The following is a 16,985-nucleotide window of genomic DNA, read 5'->3' on the forward strand; positions in this document are numbered from 1 at the left end:
GTCAGCCATCTTCGCTGTCACTCGCGCTGTGCCGGTCCGAATCGGTGAACGTCATCGTCGACACCGCCACGGCCACCACCGACAACAGCGCCAGGAACTGCACACCCGCCGAGTGGCCCACGTATCCGTCGACTGAACGCCACGGGTTCTGGCTCAGCGCCGCGCCTGCGAGGATCAGCCCGAACGCGGCGGTGCCGACGGTCAGCCCGTCGCGCAGTCGGTGCCGTCGGCGCAGCAGGTAGCGCGCGCCCACCGCGGCGCCCGCCGCGAGTACTCCGACGAGACCCGAGATGACGCCTGCCGCAACAGCTGTCGCCGCTCCGATCACGAGTGGACGCGGGTGCCACGGCCGTGCGGCGGGGGCCGGCGGCCCTGGCCGCCGCATCGGCACGAAGGCCAGCAGCAACAGCAGCGGTAGCACCGCGAGACCGCCGATCAGCCCGGCCCGGTAGGTGGCATTGGACGCGAAGTCCAGCGTGACGGTTCCCTGGGTTCCGGCGGGCACCACCCAGCCCTGCTGCCAACCGTTGACGGTGACGGGCGCCAGCGTCACACCGGCGTCGTCGCGGGCCACCCATCCTGGGCTGGAGCTTTCGGGCACCACCAGGATGCGGGCCGCCTCGGACGGACCGAGTGACACCTCACGGTGGTCGTTGCTCCACTGCTCGACGGCCACGGGTGACGTTGTCGCCGGGACGATCTCGCGCGCCCGCGGCGTCGCGAGCTGCACGCCGTCGACGATCAGCGCGGGGCCGGGGCTGATCAGCAATTCCTGTTGGCCGGCAGGCAGGGCGATGGGCTCGGTGCGACACGGGCGAGCCGGTACCGGCCGCCCGTCGAGCAGGTCGCCCACCGTGGTGGTCACCGAGGTCTGCACGAACTCCCCGGCGACGCCGATGACCGGTCCCCGTCCGCAGGGCAGGCTGATGCCACGGGCGCGGTTGGCGTCGGCGTCGGCGGCGCCGATCGGTGCGCCGCGTCCGTCGAGCGCGACGATCTCGGCCAGTCCCGGCGGCTTGAGCTGGTCGAAACCGAGGGACGTGCGGTCGATGACGTCATCCCAGTCCAGAAGCCACACCCTGATCGAATCGGTGGTTCGGGGGTGCAGCGCGAAGGTCTGGGTGCCTTCGTCCATGCGGCGCACCTGGGGCCCGTCGCCGAGATCGACGGCGATCATCGTCGGATGTGCCGGCAGCACAGATGAACTGGGCGTCACCCGGATCGCCGCGACGCCGGTCGGTCGCGGCAGCCTGAGCTCCAGCACGGGCGGCTTGCGTGGCTGTACCGACCGCTGTGGCGCCGTCCACGCCGTGTCGGGGTCGCCGTCGGTGGCGGCGTACGCGGAGCCCAGCACGTCGATCGGATCGGCGTCGCCGACCGCTCTCGTCGCCCCTGGAGCAGCGATGAGGTCGGCGAGATTGGGTCCCTGACGGGCGCGCACCCAGACCGTCGGTGTCACCGGCGTCGGCTCGGGCACCGTCAGGGTTCTGCTCAGGTTCACCGGCTCCTCCGAGGCGAGCGCCATGGCCGCCGAACACCGGGTGCCGGAGGGGCTCTCGGCGCACCCGGCGCGGCCCAGCAGTTCCGAACCGAGATCCCACTGGGCGACCGCAGAACCCGGAGGCGGAGCAGGGACGTCGACGGTGTGGCGCAGGTTCACCGGGTTGGCGAACCCGTTGGCGTCGTACTGGGTCAGGCTGATGTCGGTGATGCCGAATTGCACACCGGGAGAGTTGTCGTCGGTTCCCGTCGCGGTGATCCGCACCCACGGCGACTCGCCGTAGGGCAGGGCGACGGTCAGCGGTGTGCCGGGCTCGTCGAACCGGACGGTGCTGGTGCCGTTGACGGTCGACACCTCGAGGCGGCGGACCTGCGCACCGACCGCGGTGGCACTCGGGGTGATCGTGAGAGTGGCGTTGGTGACGGGACGGTCGAGGTCGACCTGAAGCCACTGACCGACGGCGGTCTGCAACGCGTTGGACACCCAGCTCGTGGAGGCGTCCCCGTCGATCGCCGCGGCGGGGCCCGACGACGGCGACACGTTGGGCAGCGCGGTCGAATCCGACGAGGCGCTCGACACCGAGACCCGGCCACCGTCCCATTGCCCGTACACGAGATCGGCACCGGTGGAGGGATAGTCGGGCACCCGGTTGAACGTGTTGCGTGCATCGCCCGGCGCACGGATCGCCGACGAATGGTCGTCGACTCTGCCGTAATCGGTTTCGCGTGCCGTCGGGGTATCGGTGACTGTGACGAGCGGCGCGGGCAGCCCTGCGCGCAGCGCGTCCTGGGTCAGGAGCATGGGCCCCAGCGGCGGCCGGCCGGCGAGCGCGCGACGTTCATTGAGCCGCAGCAGCGATTCGGGTCCGCCGTCCACGCGCGCCATGGTGCCGGCGTCGACGGCATACGGTGTCAGAACGCCCTTTCCGGCCGGAGCTGCGCCGTCCACGCGGTAGATCTCCACCGCGGGGTACCGGGGCCGCAGCCCGCTGTCGGTCACGAATCCGGCCAGCGTGCCGGGACCCACCGGCTCACCGAACTCGGCGACCCTGGTGAGCCCGGGCGAGCCGTCGATCGCGCGATGCACGAGGATGGGACGGGCCGATCGCGACGTGTCGGGGTCCAGATCGTTGCGCACCACGACGTATGAGATACCTTGCTGGACAAGGGTTTCGGCGAGCCCTTCGGACGGCCTTCCCGCGGCGAACAGGCGTTGCACCGAGTCCAGCGCCCGGATCGTCTCCGGTGGGGTGAGCGGGATGGAATCGCGCACCCCCCACGCACTGTCGCCGAGCACCTGCAGTGGTTCGTCGTGGCTGTTGCCCCACACCTGGGTGGCGAAGGGTGCCCCCGGCGCGACGAGCACCCGGCCGCCGGAGTTGTTGTCGTCCAGCCACTTCGCGGTGTCGTGCCAGTACTGCGGGATCGCGTCGAACGTGCCCGACGGGGCGAGCCGCCCGGTCCACGCCAGTGCGGTCGCCGCGGTCAGTGCGGCGAGCAGCACGATCCCGACCGCGACCCGCTTGTCGTTCTCCGGGTGCGCGAACGCGTTACGCCACACGGGTCGCGGTGCGCTGCCGGGCAACGGTATCCGGCCCAGCAGATGCGCCAGGCCGAGTGCGAGCGGCAGCCGCAGCAGCGGTTCCAGCTTGTGCAGGTTGCGCAGCGGGGTGCCGTCCGCGTCCAGGAAGACCTGCACGTAGTGGGCGACCGGTGACCCGAGGCCGCCCGAATAGCCTGCTGCCAACAGCACCACGCCCGCCAACAGCATGGTGATCAACCGCCCCCGGGCAGGCATCCCGGCCAGCGCGAGACCGGCAAGGCCGCCGGCGGCCACCAGAGTCGTCGCCAGCACCGCCACCGATCCGGTCACCAGCGGCGCACCCGCGGTCGCCGTCGGCGCCACGTACGGCGTCCACGCCCCGGTGCCCCGCAGCATCTCGGTCAGCGACATCCACTGCGTGGTCACACCAGAGGACTCGATGAAATCCAGGAACGGTGGGCTGATGCGTCCGAGGTGCAGCAGCGCGATCACCCACCACGCCACCGCCAGCGCGACACACGGCACCCACCACGCCACGAAGCGCCACCACACCCGGGTCGGGCGGTGACAGGCCAGCCACACGGCCGCGCACAGGCACGCGGTCAGCGTCGCCACGGCATTGACCGCGCCCATCAGCGCGATCGCCAGCGCCGAGCGGGCGGCAAGTGTCCGCACGCGCGGGTCCCCCCGCAGCGCGACGATGACCGGGAGCAGCACCCACGGCGCGAGCATCATCGGCAGCGTCTCCGACGAGATCGCGCCGAGCGTCGTCAGCACCCGCGGCGACAACGCGAAGGCGACGGCGCCGAGCACCCGCGAGGTCGTGCTGCCGATGCCGAGCACTTCGGCGACCCGGACCACGCCCCAGAACCCGACCACGAGCAGCACTGCCCACCACAGCCGCTGCGTCACCCAGCCGGGGAGCCCCAGGACGTCACCGGCCAGGAAGAACGTGCCGTGCGGGAAGAGGTAGCCGTAGGCCTGATTCTGCGCCTGGCCGAACGGCAACTCGCTATTCCACAGGTGGAACGCGCGCGCGAGGAAACGCAGGGGATTGGCGGTGAGATCGAGCTTGGTGTCGGGGGAGATCTGGCCGGGTGACTGGGCGAACGTCAGGACCAGAGCCGCCGCGGCGACCACCCACAGCCAGCGCCGCGACAGCGGCTGGATCGGCGAACTGGGTATCGAACTACGTCCGGTCGCCGTACTCGACCCTGTTGAGCACCGACGACGCCGGATCGCCCGCTTGCAGCGGAGGCTTCGTGTCCTGCTGCACCATCAGCGTCACACCGAACACGGCAGCCGCGCCGAGCAGCAGGCCGACGACGATACTGGCGGCTGCGGGCACGAGAAACCGATCCATGCGGCCAACCTAGCACGGGGCCGGTCAGGGCCCTGGCGGCACGATCAGCACTGGGCGGTGACCCCGGCGCAGCACGTGGTCGGCGACGCTGGACTGCAGTAACGACCGGAAACCGGTGGTGGCGCGGGTGCCGGTGACGATCAGATCGGCATCCAGTTCGTCGGCGGCATCGATGATGGTCTGCCACACCGTGTACGTCGCGGCCCGGCGCATCGGCTCGGCACGCAGACCCGCGGTCAGCGCCAGTTCCAGGCCCTCGTCGTTGATGCGCTGCGCCTCTGCCAGCGCGATGTCGACCTCGTCGTCGGGGGTCGGGTCGGGCGGCCCGTCGAGGTCGAAGTCGTAGGAGCCCGGCTCGGGACCCCGATCCATCGGCGACCACACCGTCAGCACCACAGCGCGATCGGCGGTCAGGAACCGGCCGGCGTAGGTCACGGCGCGGCGCGCGGTCGGCGACCCGTCGAAGGCGATGACCATCACGGTCTTCTTGTCCCGATGCTCGGGGCTGGTCATCGCCGCTCCTGTTCGTCGTGTGTCGCCGGTAAGAATATTTGGTCGCGGCACGCGCTCAGCCACCCCGGCTCAGCTGGGATGACGATGGCGACATAGATCGAGCCTGCTATTGCCGTTAGGGTCGGGACGCATGGCCGAGCCACGGATGTTCCCCAGTGCCCTGATCGGGGTGCTGGCGGCGTCGGCGCTTCTGGTGGTGGGCTGTACCGCGACCGCCGCGCCCGAGCCGCCCGCACCGACCGACGCGATCCGTCCGATGGCGGCCGGACCGATGCCGGGTGCGCCCGCCGCACCCCCGCCGGCCGCTCCGGTCTGCGGTGACCCCGCCGCGGTGGTCGCGGCCATGTCCACCCGCGACAAACTCGCCCAGCTGCTCATGGTCGGCGTCACCGGCGCGGCGGACGCCCGCGCCGTGGCCGAGAACCATCACGTCGGCGGCATCATGATCGGCAGCTGGACCGACCTGTCGATGCTGTCCGACGGGTCCCTGCCCGACATCGCGGCCAACGCCGGCCCGCTGCCCCTCGCGGTGAGCGTGGACGAGGAGGGCGGCCGGGTCTCCCGACTGTCCGGCGTGATCGGCTCGCAGCCGTCGCCGCGCGTCCTCGCCGAGACCAACACTCCCGAGCAGGTCTACGCGATCGCCCTCGACCGCGGCCAGAAGATGCGGGCCCGTGGCATCACCGTCGACTTCGCCCCCGTCGTCGACGTGACCGATGCCCCCGATGACTCCGTCATCGGCGACCGCTCGTTCGGCGCCGACCCGGCCACGGTCACCGACTACGCCGGCGCGTACGCCCGCGGGCTGCGCGACGCCGGCCTGCTGCCGGTCCTCAAGCATTTCCCGGGGCACGGCAACGCCTCGGGCGACTCGCACGCCGGTGCCGTCACCACCCCGCCGCTCGAGGCGCTGCAGGGCGGCGATCTGGTCCCGTACCGGACGCTGACCACGCAGGGACCCGTCGGTGTCATGGTGGGCCACATGCAGGTGCCCGGCCTGACCGGCAGTGAACCTGCCAGCCTCAGCCCGGCCGCGTACGCGCTGCTGCGCTCCGGCGACTACGGCGGCCCCCCCTTCGGAGGGCCGGTGTACACCGACGACCTGTCGGGCATGCAGGCGATCTCGGACCGGTTCGGGCCCGCCGACGCGGTGCTGCGCGCATTGCAGGCCGGCGCCGACGTGGCGTTGTGGCTGACCACGGCAGAGGTTCCCGCGGTGCTCGACGGGCTCGAGAGCGCCGTCGCCGCCGGCGAGTTGACGATGTCCGGGGTGGACGCCTCGGTGATGCGAATCGTCGCGACCAAGGGCCCGTCACCGCGCTGCGGGGGCTGATCTGCCGACAGTTGCTTACCCTGTGGTGGGGAACGTGTCGGATATCGGTCAGGAGAGGCGCACGATGGCAGGTGGAACCAAACGGTTGCCGCGTGCTGTCCGTGAGCAACAGATGCTCGATGCGGCCGTCGAGATCTTCTCGGTCAACGGCTACCACGAGACGTCGATGGATGCGATCGCCGCCGAGGCGCAGATCAGCAAGCCGATGCTCTACCTGTACTACGGCTCGAAGGAAGAGCTCTTCGGCGCCTGCCTCAACCGGGAACTGACCCGGTTCGTCGACGAGGTGAACAGCAACATCGACTTCGATGCGCCGCCGAAGGAACTGCTGCGGACCGCGGTGCTGGCGTTCCTGAAGTACATCGACGCCCACCGGGCATCGTGGATGGTGCTCTATACGCAGGCCACCAGCTCACAGGCCTTCGCCCACACGGTCCGGGAGGGCCGGGAACGGATCATCGAGCTCGTCGGGCGCCTGTTGCGGTCGGGCACCCGTTTCCCGGAGCCCGACACCGATTTCGACATGATGGCGGTCGCGCTGGTGGGCGCCGGCGAGGCGATCGCGTCGCGGGTGAGCACGGGCGACGCCGACGTCGACGAGGCGTCGGAGCTGATGATCAACCTGTTCTGGCTCGGCCTCAAAGGCGCGCCGTCGACGGTGGACGTCGACGCCACCGCGGCCATCTCGAGCTAGCTCACACGGGCCGCACAGTGCCCGTGAGGTGTGGATAGCCCTTCGTCAGATGCCGCAGCGTCAGGTCCCAGCCGTCGGCGGTGCGGTCCACGTACAGGCCGGCGCGCGCGGGCAGCACCACCGGTTTGGCGAACCGCACCGAGTACTTCACCGCGTCCGGCAGCTGACCCTCGACGTTGGCCAATACCGCTGCAGCGCTGAACATTCCGTGCGCGATGACGGTGGGGAAGCCGAACAGCCTGGCGGCGATCGAGTTGGTGTGGATCGGGTTGTGGTCTCCGCCGACCGACGCATAGTGCTTGATCTGACTGGGCGTGATCCGCAGGATTGCGTTGGGCGGCGGCAGTTTGGGCTGCTTCTGCGGCGGTGCCTTGGGTTCGCCGGACAGGCTGGTCCGCTGCTGGTGCAGGAACGTCGTCACCTGCTGCCACGCCAGCTCGTTACCCACCCTGACGTCGGTGAGGATGTCGACGAGCAGTCCCCGGCGGTGCTCCCGCATGTTCTCGGCACGCACGGACGCCGACACGGTGTCGGTGGCGGAAATCGGCCGGTACTGGGTGATGTGGTTCTCCAGGTGGACCGAACCCAGTGCGGCGAAGGGGAAGTCGAACCCGGTGATCAGCGACATCACCGTCGGGAACGTGAGCGCGAAGGGGTAGGTCAGCGGCACCGTGTTGTCGAAGCGCAGGCCGGTGACGTTTGCGTACTCGGCGACGTTGACCGGGTCGATGCGCAGGTCCTCGACGGTCAAGGTCCGGGTGGGCAGAGTCTCGCTGCGCGGCACGAACAGCAGTGCGCCGACGGCGGCGAGCGCCAGGTTCTTGAGGCCAGAAGGCTGCTCGGCCATGTCTAGGCCCCCAGCATGGCTTGGCCGCACACCCGAATGGTGTTGCCGGTGACGGCATTCGAGCCCGGGCTGGCGAAGTAGGCGATGGCCTCGGCGACATCGACGGGCTGGCCGCCCTGGAACAGGGAGTTCAGCCGCCTGCCGACCTCGCGGGTGGCCAGCGGGATCGCGTCGGTCATCTTGGTCTCGATGAAGCCCGGCGCGACCGCGTTGATGGTGATGTTCTTCTCGCCGAACTCCGGCGCCAACGCGTCGGTGAGCCCGATCATGCCGGCCTTGGTGGCGGCGTAGTTGGTCTGCCCGCGGTTGCCCGCGATGCCCGCCATCGACGACAGCCCGATGATCCGTCCGCCGTCGCCGATGAGGCCGTTGCCCACCAGGCCCTCGGCGAGGCGAAGCGGCGCAAGCAGATTCACGGCGATGACGGAGTCCCAGCGGGACTCGTCCATGTTGGCCAGCAGCTTGTCGCGGGTGATGCCCGCGTTGTTGACCAGGATGTCGAGCGTGCCCTCGTAATGCTCGCGGACGTGCTCGGAGATCCGGTCAACGGCGTCCGCGGCGGTCACGTCCAGCGTCAGCGCGGTGCCGCCGACCCTCGTCGCGGTGTCGGCCAAAGCCTCGGCGGCACCCTCGACGTCGACGGCGATGACCTTCGCGCCGTCGCGGGCGAACACCTCGGCGATCGTCGCACCGATGCCGCGCGCCGCACCTGTCACGACCGCGACCTTGCCTGCGAGCGGCTCGTCCCAATCGGCGGGCGGGGTGGCGTCCGCGGCGCCGACATGGAACACCTGGCCGTCGACGTAGGCAGATTTACCCGACAGCAGGAACCGCAGTGTCGACTCCAGCCCGGTGGCCGCCGGCTTGGCGTCGGCCGACAGGTACACCAGCGCCGCCGTCGCGCCGTTGCGCAGCTCCTTGCCCAGCGACCGGGTGAAGCCCTCGAGGGCGCGTTGCACCGTCCGCTCGTGAACGCTGCCGGTCTCCTCGGGCGTCGTGCCGATGACGACGACGCGCCCGGAGTGCCCCAGGTTGCGCAGCAGCGGGGTGAAGAACTCGTAGAGCCCCTTGAGCCCCTCGGGCTCGGTGATGCCGGTCGCGTCGTACACCAGTCCACCGAACGAGTCGGCCCAGCGGCCGCCGAGGTTGTTGGCGACGACGTCGTAGTCGTCGGCCAATGCGGCGCGCAGCGGTTCCACCACGCGGCCCTCGCCGCCGATCAGCAGGGATCCGGCCAGCGGCGGCTCCCCCTGCTTGTACCGGCGCAGCGGTTCAGGCTGCGGTACGCCGAGTTGCTTGGCCAGGAACGACCCCGGCCCGGAGTTGACGACTTGGGAGAGAAGGTCGGAAGCCACGGCGCTGCCCTTTCGAAAGTGCTGCTGATGATCGGGAAAGTTCTACATCGACCGCACGGGGGTACCCGAACTGTCGCGTCCATCACCGAACTTACTCCAGAGTAAGAACCGTGGGTAGTATGACCCCCACCACCTCAACGAACCTCGCGACGCCGGGAGGCACACATGGCTGACACCACGACAACCCGACGGGTAGCGATCCTCGGCGGCAACCGGATCCCGTTCGCGCGCTCCGACGGCGCCTACGCGCAGGCCTCGAACCAGGACATGTTCACCGCGGTGCTCGACGGACTGGCCGACCGCTTCAACCTGGCGGGCGAGAAGCTCGACGCGGTGATCGGCGGTGCGGTGCTCAAGCACAGCCGCGACTTCAACCTGATGCGGGAGTGTGTGCTGGGCAGTTCGCTGTCGTCGTACACCCCCGCCTTCGATCTACAGCAGGCGTGCGGCACCGGGCTCCAGTCGGCGATCGCCGCGGCGGACGGCATCGCGCTGGGCCGCTACGAGGTCGCCGCCGCCGGCGGCGTGGACACCGCCTCGGATGCCCCCATCGCGTTCGGCGACGATTTCCGGAAGGTACTGCTCGGGCTGCGGCGCGCGAAGTCGAACGTCGACCGGCTGAAGCTCGTCGGCAAGCTGCCCGCCTCGCTGGGCGTCGAGATCCCGGTCAACAGCGAGCCCCGCACCGGCATGTCGATGGGTGAGCACGCCGCGATCACGGCCAAGGAGATGGGCGTCAAGCGCACCGACCAGGACGAGTTGGCCGCGGCCAGCCACCGGAACATGGCGGCCGCCTACGACCGCGGGTTCTTCGACGACCTGGTGAGCCCCTTCCTGGGTCTCTACCGTGACAACAATCTGCGCCCCGATTCGTCGCCGGAGAAGCTGGCCAAGCTCAAGCCGGTGTTCGGCGTGCGCAACGGCGACGCGACCATGACGGCGGGTAACTCCACCCCGCTCACCGACGGCGCGTCGGTGGCGCTGCTGTCGTCGGAGGAGTGGGCCGCCGAGCACTCGATCCCAGTGCTGGCCTACTTCGTCGACGGGGAGACCGCGGCGGTGGACTACGTCAATGGCCGCGATGGCCTGCTGATGGCGCCCACGTACGCCGTGCCGCGGCTGCTGGCCCGTAACGGCCTGACGCTGCAGGACTTCGACTACTACGAGATCCACGAGGCCTTCGCCTCGGTGGTGCTTGCCACGCTCGCGGCGTGGGAGTCCGACGAGTACTGCAAGGAGCGCCTCGGGCTCGACGCAGCCCTGGGCAGCATCGATCGGTCGAAGCTCAACGTCAACGGCTCGTCGCTGGCGGCAGGGCACCCGTTCGCGGCCACCGGCGGGCGCATCGTCGCCCAACTGGCCAAGCAGCTCGCCGCGAAGAAAGCCGAGACGGGCCAGCCGGTCCGCGGACTGATCTCGGTCTGCGCCGCGGGCGGGCAGGGCGTGACGGCCATCCTCGAAGCCTGATCCCACCGCGACCGATCACGGGCGAAATCCACCTTGTGCAGGCACAGTGCGAGAAGACCGCTGCACAAGGTGGATTTCGTCGTGTCTGCGATCCGTCCCCATCGCCGTAATGTCCGCCACGGAAATTGTCGGCGAGAAACTTCCGGATCGCTGTAACGCCCGCCGGTAGGACGTCGATAGACCTGATAGCTCCGTGTTGCCGTCTGACCCCCCGACCCGACGGCAACACGGGGCTCTTTGGTTTCAGCGATACATTCTCCGCATGCAGATCAGCATGTTCGGACAGATCAACGCCCTTGGCGGTTCCCCCATCGACAGCACCATCGCCTACCTCGCCGAGTTGCGCGACGAGGGCTTCGCCAGGGTGTGGATGAGCCAGCTTCCGTACGAGCCGGACCTACTCACCGTCCTCGCGGTCGCGCTGCGCGAGGTGGACACCATCGAGGTGGCCAGCGCCGTCGTCCCGATCCAGAATCAGCACCCGATGCAGATGGCGCAGCGCGCGCTGACCGTCAGCCTCGCCTCGGGGGGCCGGTTCATCCTGGGCCTCGGCATGACGCACGCCGCCGTGACCGAAGGCATGTGGGGCATCCCGTGGGACAAGCCGGTGCGGCGCCTCAACGAGTTCCTCGACGGGCTGCTGCCGCTGCTGGCCGGGGAGCCCGCCGACGCCTCCGGGGAGACAGTGACCACCAGAGGCGCGCTGATGATCCAGGGTGCGCCGCGTCCCGACGTGTACATCGCGGCCCTGGGCCCGCAGATGCTGCGGCTGGCGGGCCGGCGCACGTCGGGCACCTGCACCTGGATGACCGGACCCACAACACTGCACGACCACGTCGGCCCGACACTGCGGCAGGCGGCGGCCGACGCCGGCCGCCCGGAAGATGCGGTGCGGGTGGTCGCGTCACTGCCGGTGGCGGTGACCGACGACGTCGACGCCGCACGCAGGCAGGCCGCCGAGCAGTTCGCGATGTACGGCACCCTGCCGTCGTACCGCGCGATGCTGGACCGCGAGGGGTACGCCGGCCCTGAGGACGCGGCGATCATCGGTGACGAAGCGACGGTGCGCGATCGCCTGGCCGAACTTCGAGCCGCCGGTGTCGACGAATTCGTGGGCGCCGCGTTCGACACCTCTGCCGAGGGACGTGCCCGCACCAGAGCGCTCCTGCGGGCGTCAGAAAGCTAGAAATTGCCTCTGGATTCGGCATCCGGCCGGGCGTAATATCGGTCACACGACGGGTTCGGGAGTGACAGATCCAAAGAGTCGACGAGGGATGAAAGTCGGCCGCGCGAGACTAATGCGACGCGCCCAATGTCCTCCCGAACCCGCCCTTATGTCTGGGTGTGGCTACATCCACCGCCGGCCGCAGGGCCGCCAACGCGCTCGGCTGCCTTGGTAGTCAACATGTTTCGGGGTGGCTGCCGTTGCGCAGCGTGCAGCCACGGCTCGACATCCTGATAGACATGTGCTCATGACAGTCCTGAATGTCGTCCAGCTGCTGACCTTCGTGGCATTCGTGGGTCTGGCCGCCTACGCGGTGTTCGCTCCCCGCGATGCCAACCTCGCGACGCGGCGACGCAGGACGCGGCTGCACTCGGCGATGGCGCTGGCGGCCGGAGCCGCCTTCTTCGGGTCCTACGCCGCAGACACGTTGGGTTGGCCCCGCTACCTGCTGGGGGCGGCCGCGCTGGCTTTCCTTGCGTGCGGCGCGGTCGTCATCGCGAAGAACCGGGAGCAATGACGAGCCGAATATTGAGTGCTGCAACGCAAGACGCCCCCGGGAAGAGTCCGGGGGCGTCTCGCGGGTGAAGCAGTCTAGAAGGCTGCTTCGTCCAGTTCCATGACCTCGTTGTCGAGGTTCTCCACGATGGTGCGGGTGCTGGTGAGCAGCGGCAGGAAGTTCTTCGCGAAGAACGAGGCCACCGCGATCTTGCCCTCGTAGAAGGCCCGGTCGTCGGCTGACATACCGGCACTGACGCCGGCGTCGAGCTTCTCGATCGCCACCGCGGCCTGCTGCTGCAGCAGCCAGCCCAGCACCAGGTCGCCGACGCTCATCAGGAAGCGCACGGAACCGAGGCCCACCTTGTAGATGCTGCTCGGATCCTCCTGCGACGCCATCAGATAACCGGTCAGGCTGGCCGCCATGCCCTGGACGTCCTCCAGCGCGGTGGCCAGCAGAGCACGCTCGGTCTTCAGGCGGCCGTTGCCGGTCTCGCTCTTGACGAACTGCTCGATCTGGCCGGCCACGTGGGCCAGCGCCACACCCTTGTCGCGGACGATCTTGCGGAAGAAGAAGTCCTGCGCCTGGATGGCCGTGGTGCCCTCGTAGAGGCTGTCGATCTTGGCGTCCCGGATGTACTGCTCGATCGGGTAGTCCTGCAGGAAGCCGGAGCCACCGAAGGTCTGCAGGCTCTCGGTCAGCTTGGCGTAGGCCTGCTCGGAGCCGACGCCCTTGACGATCGGCAGCAGCAGGTCGTTGACCCGCACTGCCAGGTCGGCGTCGATGCCGTGCAGCGCCTGGGCCACCTCGGCGTTCTGATGCGTCGCGGTGTACAGGTACAGCGCGCGCAGTCCCTCGGCGTAGGCCTTCTGGGTCATCAGCGAGCGGCGCACGTCGGGGTGATGCGTGATGCTCACGCGCGGCGCGGTCTTGTCCGTCATCTGGGTCAGGTCGGCGCCCTGGATGCGGTCCTTGGCGTAGGCCAGTGCGTTCAGGTAACCGGTGGACAACGTGGCGATCGCCTTGGTGCCCACCATCATTCGCGCCTGCTCGATGACGTCGAACATCTGGGCGATGCCGTCGTGGACCTCGCCGACGAGCCAGCCCTTGGCCGGGACGCCGTGCTGGCCCAGCGAGAGCTCACACGTGGTGGAGATCTTGAGGCCCATCTTGTGCTCGACGTTGGTGACGAACACACCGTTACGCTCGCCGGGCTCGCCGGTCTCGGGATCGAAGAGGAACTTCGGCACGAAGAACAGCGACAGTCCCTTGGTTCCCGGTCCGGCGCCCTCGGGGCGGGCCAGGACGAGATGCATGATGTTCTCGAACAGGTCATCGGAGTCGGCCGAGGTGATGAAGCGCTTCACGCCGTCGATGTGCCAGGTTCCGTCGGCCTGCTGGACGGCCTTGGTGCGGCCGGCGCCCACGTCGGAACCGGCGTCCGGTTCGGTGAGCACCATGGTGGAGCCCCAGCCGCGTTCGGCGGCCAGTACGGCCCACTTCTTCTGTTCCTCGGTGCCGAGGTTGTGGAAGATGCCGGCGAATCCGGCACCCATCGCGTACATGTAGACCGCCGGGTTGGCGCCCAGGATGTGCTCCTGCAGCGCCCAGGAGAGGGCGCTGGGCATCGGGGTGCCGCCGAGCTCCTCGCTGATGGTCAGCTTGTCCCAGCCGCCGTCGATGACGGCGCGGACCGACTTCTTGAAGGCCTCGGGCAGCTTCACGCTGTGCGTCGCGGGGTCGAAGACGGGCGGGTTGCGGTCGCCTTCGGCGAACGACTCCGCGATCGGACCTTCGGCCAGCCGGGCGATCTCGCCCAACATCTCGACGGCGGTGTCGGCATCGATGTCCGCGAACGAACCCTGGCCGAGTGCCTTGTCCAATCCGAGAACCTCGAACAGGTTGAATACCTGGTCGCGAACATTGCTCTTGTAGTGGCCCACAATTCCTCCTCGATGAGAACGCCACATGCGGTTGGGTACTTTTGGCTAAGTTACCCACCAGTAACTGCGAGTTACTATACCGCCCGGTAACTTCAACGCAAGGTCAGTGTGGGCAATTCCGGCGCAATGGCCAACCGGGTGGTTGGGTGGGGCCTTTTTTGCGGCGATAAATAGGCTCTGAGCTGGGATTTTCCGACCCTGTGATGATGGTCACTTTTGGACCGTTAGGGTGGCTGTCATGCAGACGGCAATCGGGGTTGCAGTGTGGGGAACAGGCAATATGGGGTCCACCGCGATCCGGTCGGTGACGGCGTTTCCGGGCCTGCGTCTGGCGGGTGTCATCACCTCCTCCGAGGACAAAGCCGGTCGGGACGCCGCGGCGTTCGCCGGGCTTGACTCCGACACCGGTGTCACCGCAACCACCGACGTCGACGCGGCACTGCAGGACTGCGACGCCGTCGCCTACATGGCGTCCGGTGACATCCGGCCCGAGGAGGCGATCGCGGACATCGAGCGGTGCCTGCGCGCGGGCAAGCACGTGGTGACCCCGTCGCTGTACTCGCTGTACGACCCCGCGTCCGCGCCGCCGGAGTGGGTCGACCGGCTCACCGCCGCCGCCGAGGAGGGCAACGCCACGTTGCTGGTCAGCGGCGTCGACCCGGGCTGGGGCAACGACGCGCTCGCCGTGACGGCCGCGAGCCTGTGCACCCGCATCAACACCATCACCTGCCAGGAGATCTTCGACTACTCCACGTACAACCAACCGTTCGCGGTCAAGGTGTCCTGTGGCTTCGGCGGTGCGATGTCGGAGACGCCGATGATGCTGCTGCCCTCCATCCCCACGATGGTGTGGGGCGGCAACATCCGGCTCATCGGGCGCGGCCTGGGCATCGAGATCGACGAGATCACCGAGGAGGTCGAGCGGCTCCCCCTCGAGGAGACCGTCGACACCGTGATGGGGCCGTTCGAGAAGGGCACCCAGGGCGCCTTCTTCCTCAAGGTGATCGGGTGGTCCGGCGGCAAGCGCCGCGTCGTCATCGAGCACATCACCCGGATTCATCCGACCTGCGCGCCGCATTGGCCGCAGCCCGACCAGGGCGTCGGCGACCACCGCGTGATTGTTGACGGCGACCCGCAACTCACCATCACGACCCGAGCCGACCTGCCCGGCGGAACCCGCGCCGACGGCGGCAACACCACCGCCGCCAACCGGCTGCTCGGGGCTCTCACCTGGCTCGCCGAGCAGAAGCCGGGCATCTACGACGGACTGCAGGTGCCGTTGCGCTCGATGCTGCCGCCTGAGGTGGAAGCCGGCCGCTGGGCTGACTAGTGCCCGGCGAGGCGCTTGTTGACCAGCCGGGTGAGCCACGCCGGCGAGAACCGGGCGCCTGCCGCGAGCGCCTTGGCCTGCACCCCCACCGGGAAGTGCACCTGCTGCAGCACCTTGCGGGGCAGGGCAGGGTCGACAGCGGCGACGATGTTCTCGGCGATGTCCTGAGCCGTCAGGCGAATGCCCAGGGAGTCGGTGGTGCCGGTCTTGACGTCGCGGGTCATCGCGGTGTTCACATACAGCGGCCACATGTCGATGACGCGGATGCCGTACCGGCCCCACTCCAGGTTGAGCGCCTCGGTGATGGCACGGACGAAGAACTTGGTGGCGCTGTAGTTCGCGAGCTCGGCCTGGCCGTAGATCGCCGACGCCGAGGCGAGGTTGACGACGACGGCGCCCGGTGTCGACTTCAGGAACGGGAACGCGGCATGCAGTCCGTTGACGACGCCCTTGACGTTCACCTCGATCTCGCGGTGGTGCACGGTGAGCGGGATGTCCTCGAAGCGCCCGGCGTTCAGCAGCCCGGCGTTGTTGACGAGCACGTCCAGCCTGCCGCCCGCGGCCTCGTGGAACTCGCCGAGCCGTTGCGCCACCTCATCGGCGTCGGTGACGTCGAGGTGCCCGACGACGCTGCGGCCGCCGACGGCGGCGATGTCACTGCGCAGCACCTGCAGCCCGGCCTCGTCGATGTCGTAGGCACCCACGAGGTAGCCCCGTTGGGCGAACAGCAGCGCGGTGGCCCGGCCGATGCCCGTCGCGGCGCCGGTGATGAACACCGATTTCGTCATCTGTCTCTCCCTATGAGTTGAGCTGCCAGACCGCAAGGTTCAGGCACCATGCGAACACCGACCACGCCAGGTAGGGCACCAGCAGCGCGCCTGCGACCCGGCTGCGGCGCCAGAACATGACCACCGTTGCCACGAGGACGACCAGCAGCACGCTGAGCTCGGCGAGCGCGATGCCCCGCCAGCCCAGCCCGAAGAACAGCGGGGTCCACGCGGCGTTGAGCACCAACTGAATCGCGTACAGCGTCAACGCGGGACGGGTCTGCGACCAGGCTCCGCTGCGCCACACCAGCCAGGCGGCGATCGCCATCATCGTGTACAGCGCAGTCCAGGCCGGCCCGAAGACCCACGACGGGGGCGCGAATCCGGGTTGCTCGAGGCGCGCGTAGTCATCGGCGGCACTGCCGCTCGCCAGTCCGCCCAGGGCCGCGGCGACGACGACCGCGGCGACAGAGACGGCCAGCGCCGTCAACGATCGAGGGCGCGCGCTCGATTGGGTCACCATGGTCGGGAGGGTACCGGAGCGAATCGGCCTACCCGGCAGGGCGATTGTGGTCATTCGGTGACGACCACGGCACCCCGCCGGCCCGT

The 16,985-nt window shown here is 69.1% G+C and carries 14 protein-coding genes; 6 read left to right on the plus strand and 8 right to left on the minus strand.

The window, feature by feature from the left end; genetic code table 11:
* Nucleotide 1: 1 nt before the first annotated feature.
* From EL337_RS01280 to EL337_RS01290, 3 genes are read right to left on the minus strand one after another with little or no spacing between them, the layout of a single operon-like run.
* Nucleotides 2-4,213 carry an alpha-(1->3)-arabinofuranosyltransferase gene (locus tag EL337_RS01280; protein WP_197724241.1) on the minus strand — a complete coding sequence of 1,404 codons (4,212 nt, stop codon included), beginning with the start codon at nucleotides 4,211-4,213 and terminating at the stop codon, nucleotides 2-4.
* A gap of 19 nt (nucleotides 4,214-4,232) precedes the next feature.
* Nucleotides 4,233-4,406 carry a DUF2613 domain-containing protein gene (locus EL337_RS01285; RefSeq protein WP_003933939.1) on the minus strand — a complete coding sequence of 58 codons (174 nt, stop codon included), beginning with the start codon at nucleotides 4,404-4,406 and terminating at the stop codon, nucleotides 4,233-4,235.
* Nucleotides 4,407-4,430: 24 nt separating this feature from the next.
* Complete coding sequence (locus EL337_RS01290) at nucleotides 4,431-4,919, minus strand: universal stress protein (RefSeq protein ID WP_048632571.1); 489 nt, start codon at nucleotides 4,917-4,919, stop codon at nucleotides 4,431-4,433.
* A gap of 130 nt (nucleotides 4,920-5,049) precedes the next feature.
* Here EL337_RS01290 and EL337_RS01295 point away from each other — a divergent pair, with 130 nt between their 5' ends.
* Nucleotides 5,050-6,252, plus strand: a complete 1,203-nt coding sequence (locus tag EL337_RS01295; protein ID WP_048632570.1) for a glycoside hydrolase family 3 N-terminal domain-containing protein — start codon at nucleotides 5,050-5,052, stop codon at nucleotides 6,250-6,252.
* Nucleotides 6,253-6,316: 64 nt separating this feature from the next.
* Nucleotides 6,317-6,946: a TetR/AcrR family transcriptional regulator gene (locus EL337_RS01300; RefSeq protein ID WP_048632641.1), complete on the plus strand. Its 630-nt coding sequence runs from the start codon at nucleotides 6,317-6,319 to the stop codon at nucleotides 6,944-6,946.
* Nucleotide 6,947: 1 nt separating this feature from the next.
* On the opposite strand, the gene EL337_RS01305 is transcribed toward EL337_RS01300, so the two are convergent.
* Both EL337_RS01305 and EL337_RS01310 read right to left on the minus strand, forming a co-directional pair.
* Nucleotides 6,948-7,793 (minus strand): MaoC/PaaZ C-terminal domain-containing protein, encoded by an 846-nt coding sequence (locus EL337_RS01305; protein ID WP_048632569.1) that lies wholly within the window; start codon nucleotides 7,791-7,793, stop codon nucleotides 6,948-6,950.
* Nucleotides 7,794-7,795: 2 nt separating this feature from the next.
* The gene (locus EL337_RS01310; protein WP_048632568.1) at nucleotides 7,796-9,148 is read right to left on the minus strand and encodes a 3-oxoacyl-ACP reductase; all 1,353 of its coding nucleotides are present in this window, start codon (nucleotides 9,146-9,148) and stop codon (nucleotides 7,796-7,798) included.
* A gap of 165 nt (nucleotides 9,149-9,313) precedes the next feature.
* Between EL337_RS01310 and EL337_RS01315 the strand changes: the two genes are divergently transcribed.
* The 3 genes from EL337_RS01315 (at nucleotide 9,314) to EL337_RS01325 (ending at nucleotide 12,357) form a co-directional block, all read left to right on the plus strand.
* Entirely contained in the window at nucleotides 9,314-10,615 is a 1,302-nt protein-coding gene (locus tag EL337_RS01315; protein WP_048632567.1) for an acetyl-CoA C-acetyltransferase, read from the plus strand.
* A gap of 262 nt (nucleotides 10,616-10,877) precedes the next feature.
* Complete coding sequence (locus tag EL337_RS01320; RefSeq protein WP_048632566.1) at nucleotides 10,878-11,801, plus strand: TIGR03564 family F420-dependent LLM class oxidoreductase; 924 nt, start codon at nucleotides 10,878-10,880, stop codon at nucleotides 11,799-11,801.
* A gap of 286 nt (nucleotides 11,802-12,087) precedes the next feature.
* Nucleotides 12,088-12,357, plus strand: coding sequence for a hypothetical protein (locus EL337_RS01325; RefSeq protein ID WP_048632565.1), 270 nt, complete (start codon nucleotides 12,088-12,090; stop codon nucleotides 12,355-12,357).
* 74 nt (nucleotides 12,358-12,431) lie between these two features.
* Here the strand turns inward: EL337_RS01325 and EL337_RS01330 are convergent, their stop codons facing one another.
* On the minus strand, nucleotides 12,432-14,279 hold the full coding sequence (locus EL337_RS01330) for an acyl-CoA dehydrogenase (RefSeq protein ID WP_048632564.1): 1,848 nt from the start codon (nucleotides 14,277-14,279) through the stop codon (nucleotides 12,432-12,434).
* Nucleotides 14,280-14,559: 280 nt separating this feature from the next.
* On the opposite strand from EL337_RS01330, the gene EL337_RS01335 reads away from it, so the two are divergent.
* Nucleotides 14,560-15,609: an NAD(P)H-dependent amine dehydrogenase family protein gene (locus EL337_RS01335; RefSeq protein WP_232786803.1), complete on the plus strand. Its 1,050-nt coding sequence runs from the start codon at nucleotides 14,560-14,562 to the stop codon at nucleotides 15,607-15,609.
* Here the strand turns inward: EL337_RS01335 and EL337_RS01340 are convergent.
* Together EL337_RS01340 and EL337_RS01345 are read right to left on the minus strand one after the other, a co-directional pair.
* Nucleotides 15,606-16,397, minus strand: a complete 792-nt coding sequence (locus EL337_RS01340) for an SDR family oxidoreductase (RefSeq protein ID WP_048632562.1) — start codon at nucleotides 16,395-16,397, stop codon at nucleotides 15,606-15,608. The genes EL337_RS01335 and EL337_RS01340 overlap by 4 nt on opposite strands.
* A 10-nt stretch (nucleotides 16,398-16,407) precedes the next feature.
* On the minus strand, nucleotides 16,408-16,899 hold the full coding sequence (locus EL337_RS01345; protein WP_048632561.1) for a TspO/MBR family protein: 492 nt from the start codon (nucleotides 16,897-16,899) through the stop codon (nucleotides 16,408-16,410).
* Between the last annotated feature and the right edge of the window lie 86 nt (nucleotides 16,900-16,985).

The organism is Mycolicibacterium aurum, from assembly GCF_900637195.1.
In the GTDB taxonomy this organism is placed as follows: Bacteria; Actinomycetota; Actinomycetes; order Mycobacteriales; family Mycobacteriaceae; genus Mycobacterium; species Mycobacterium aurum.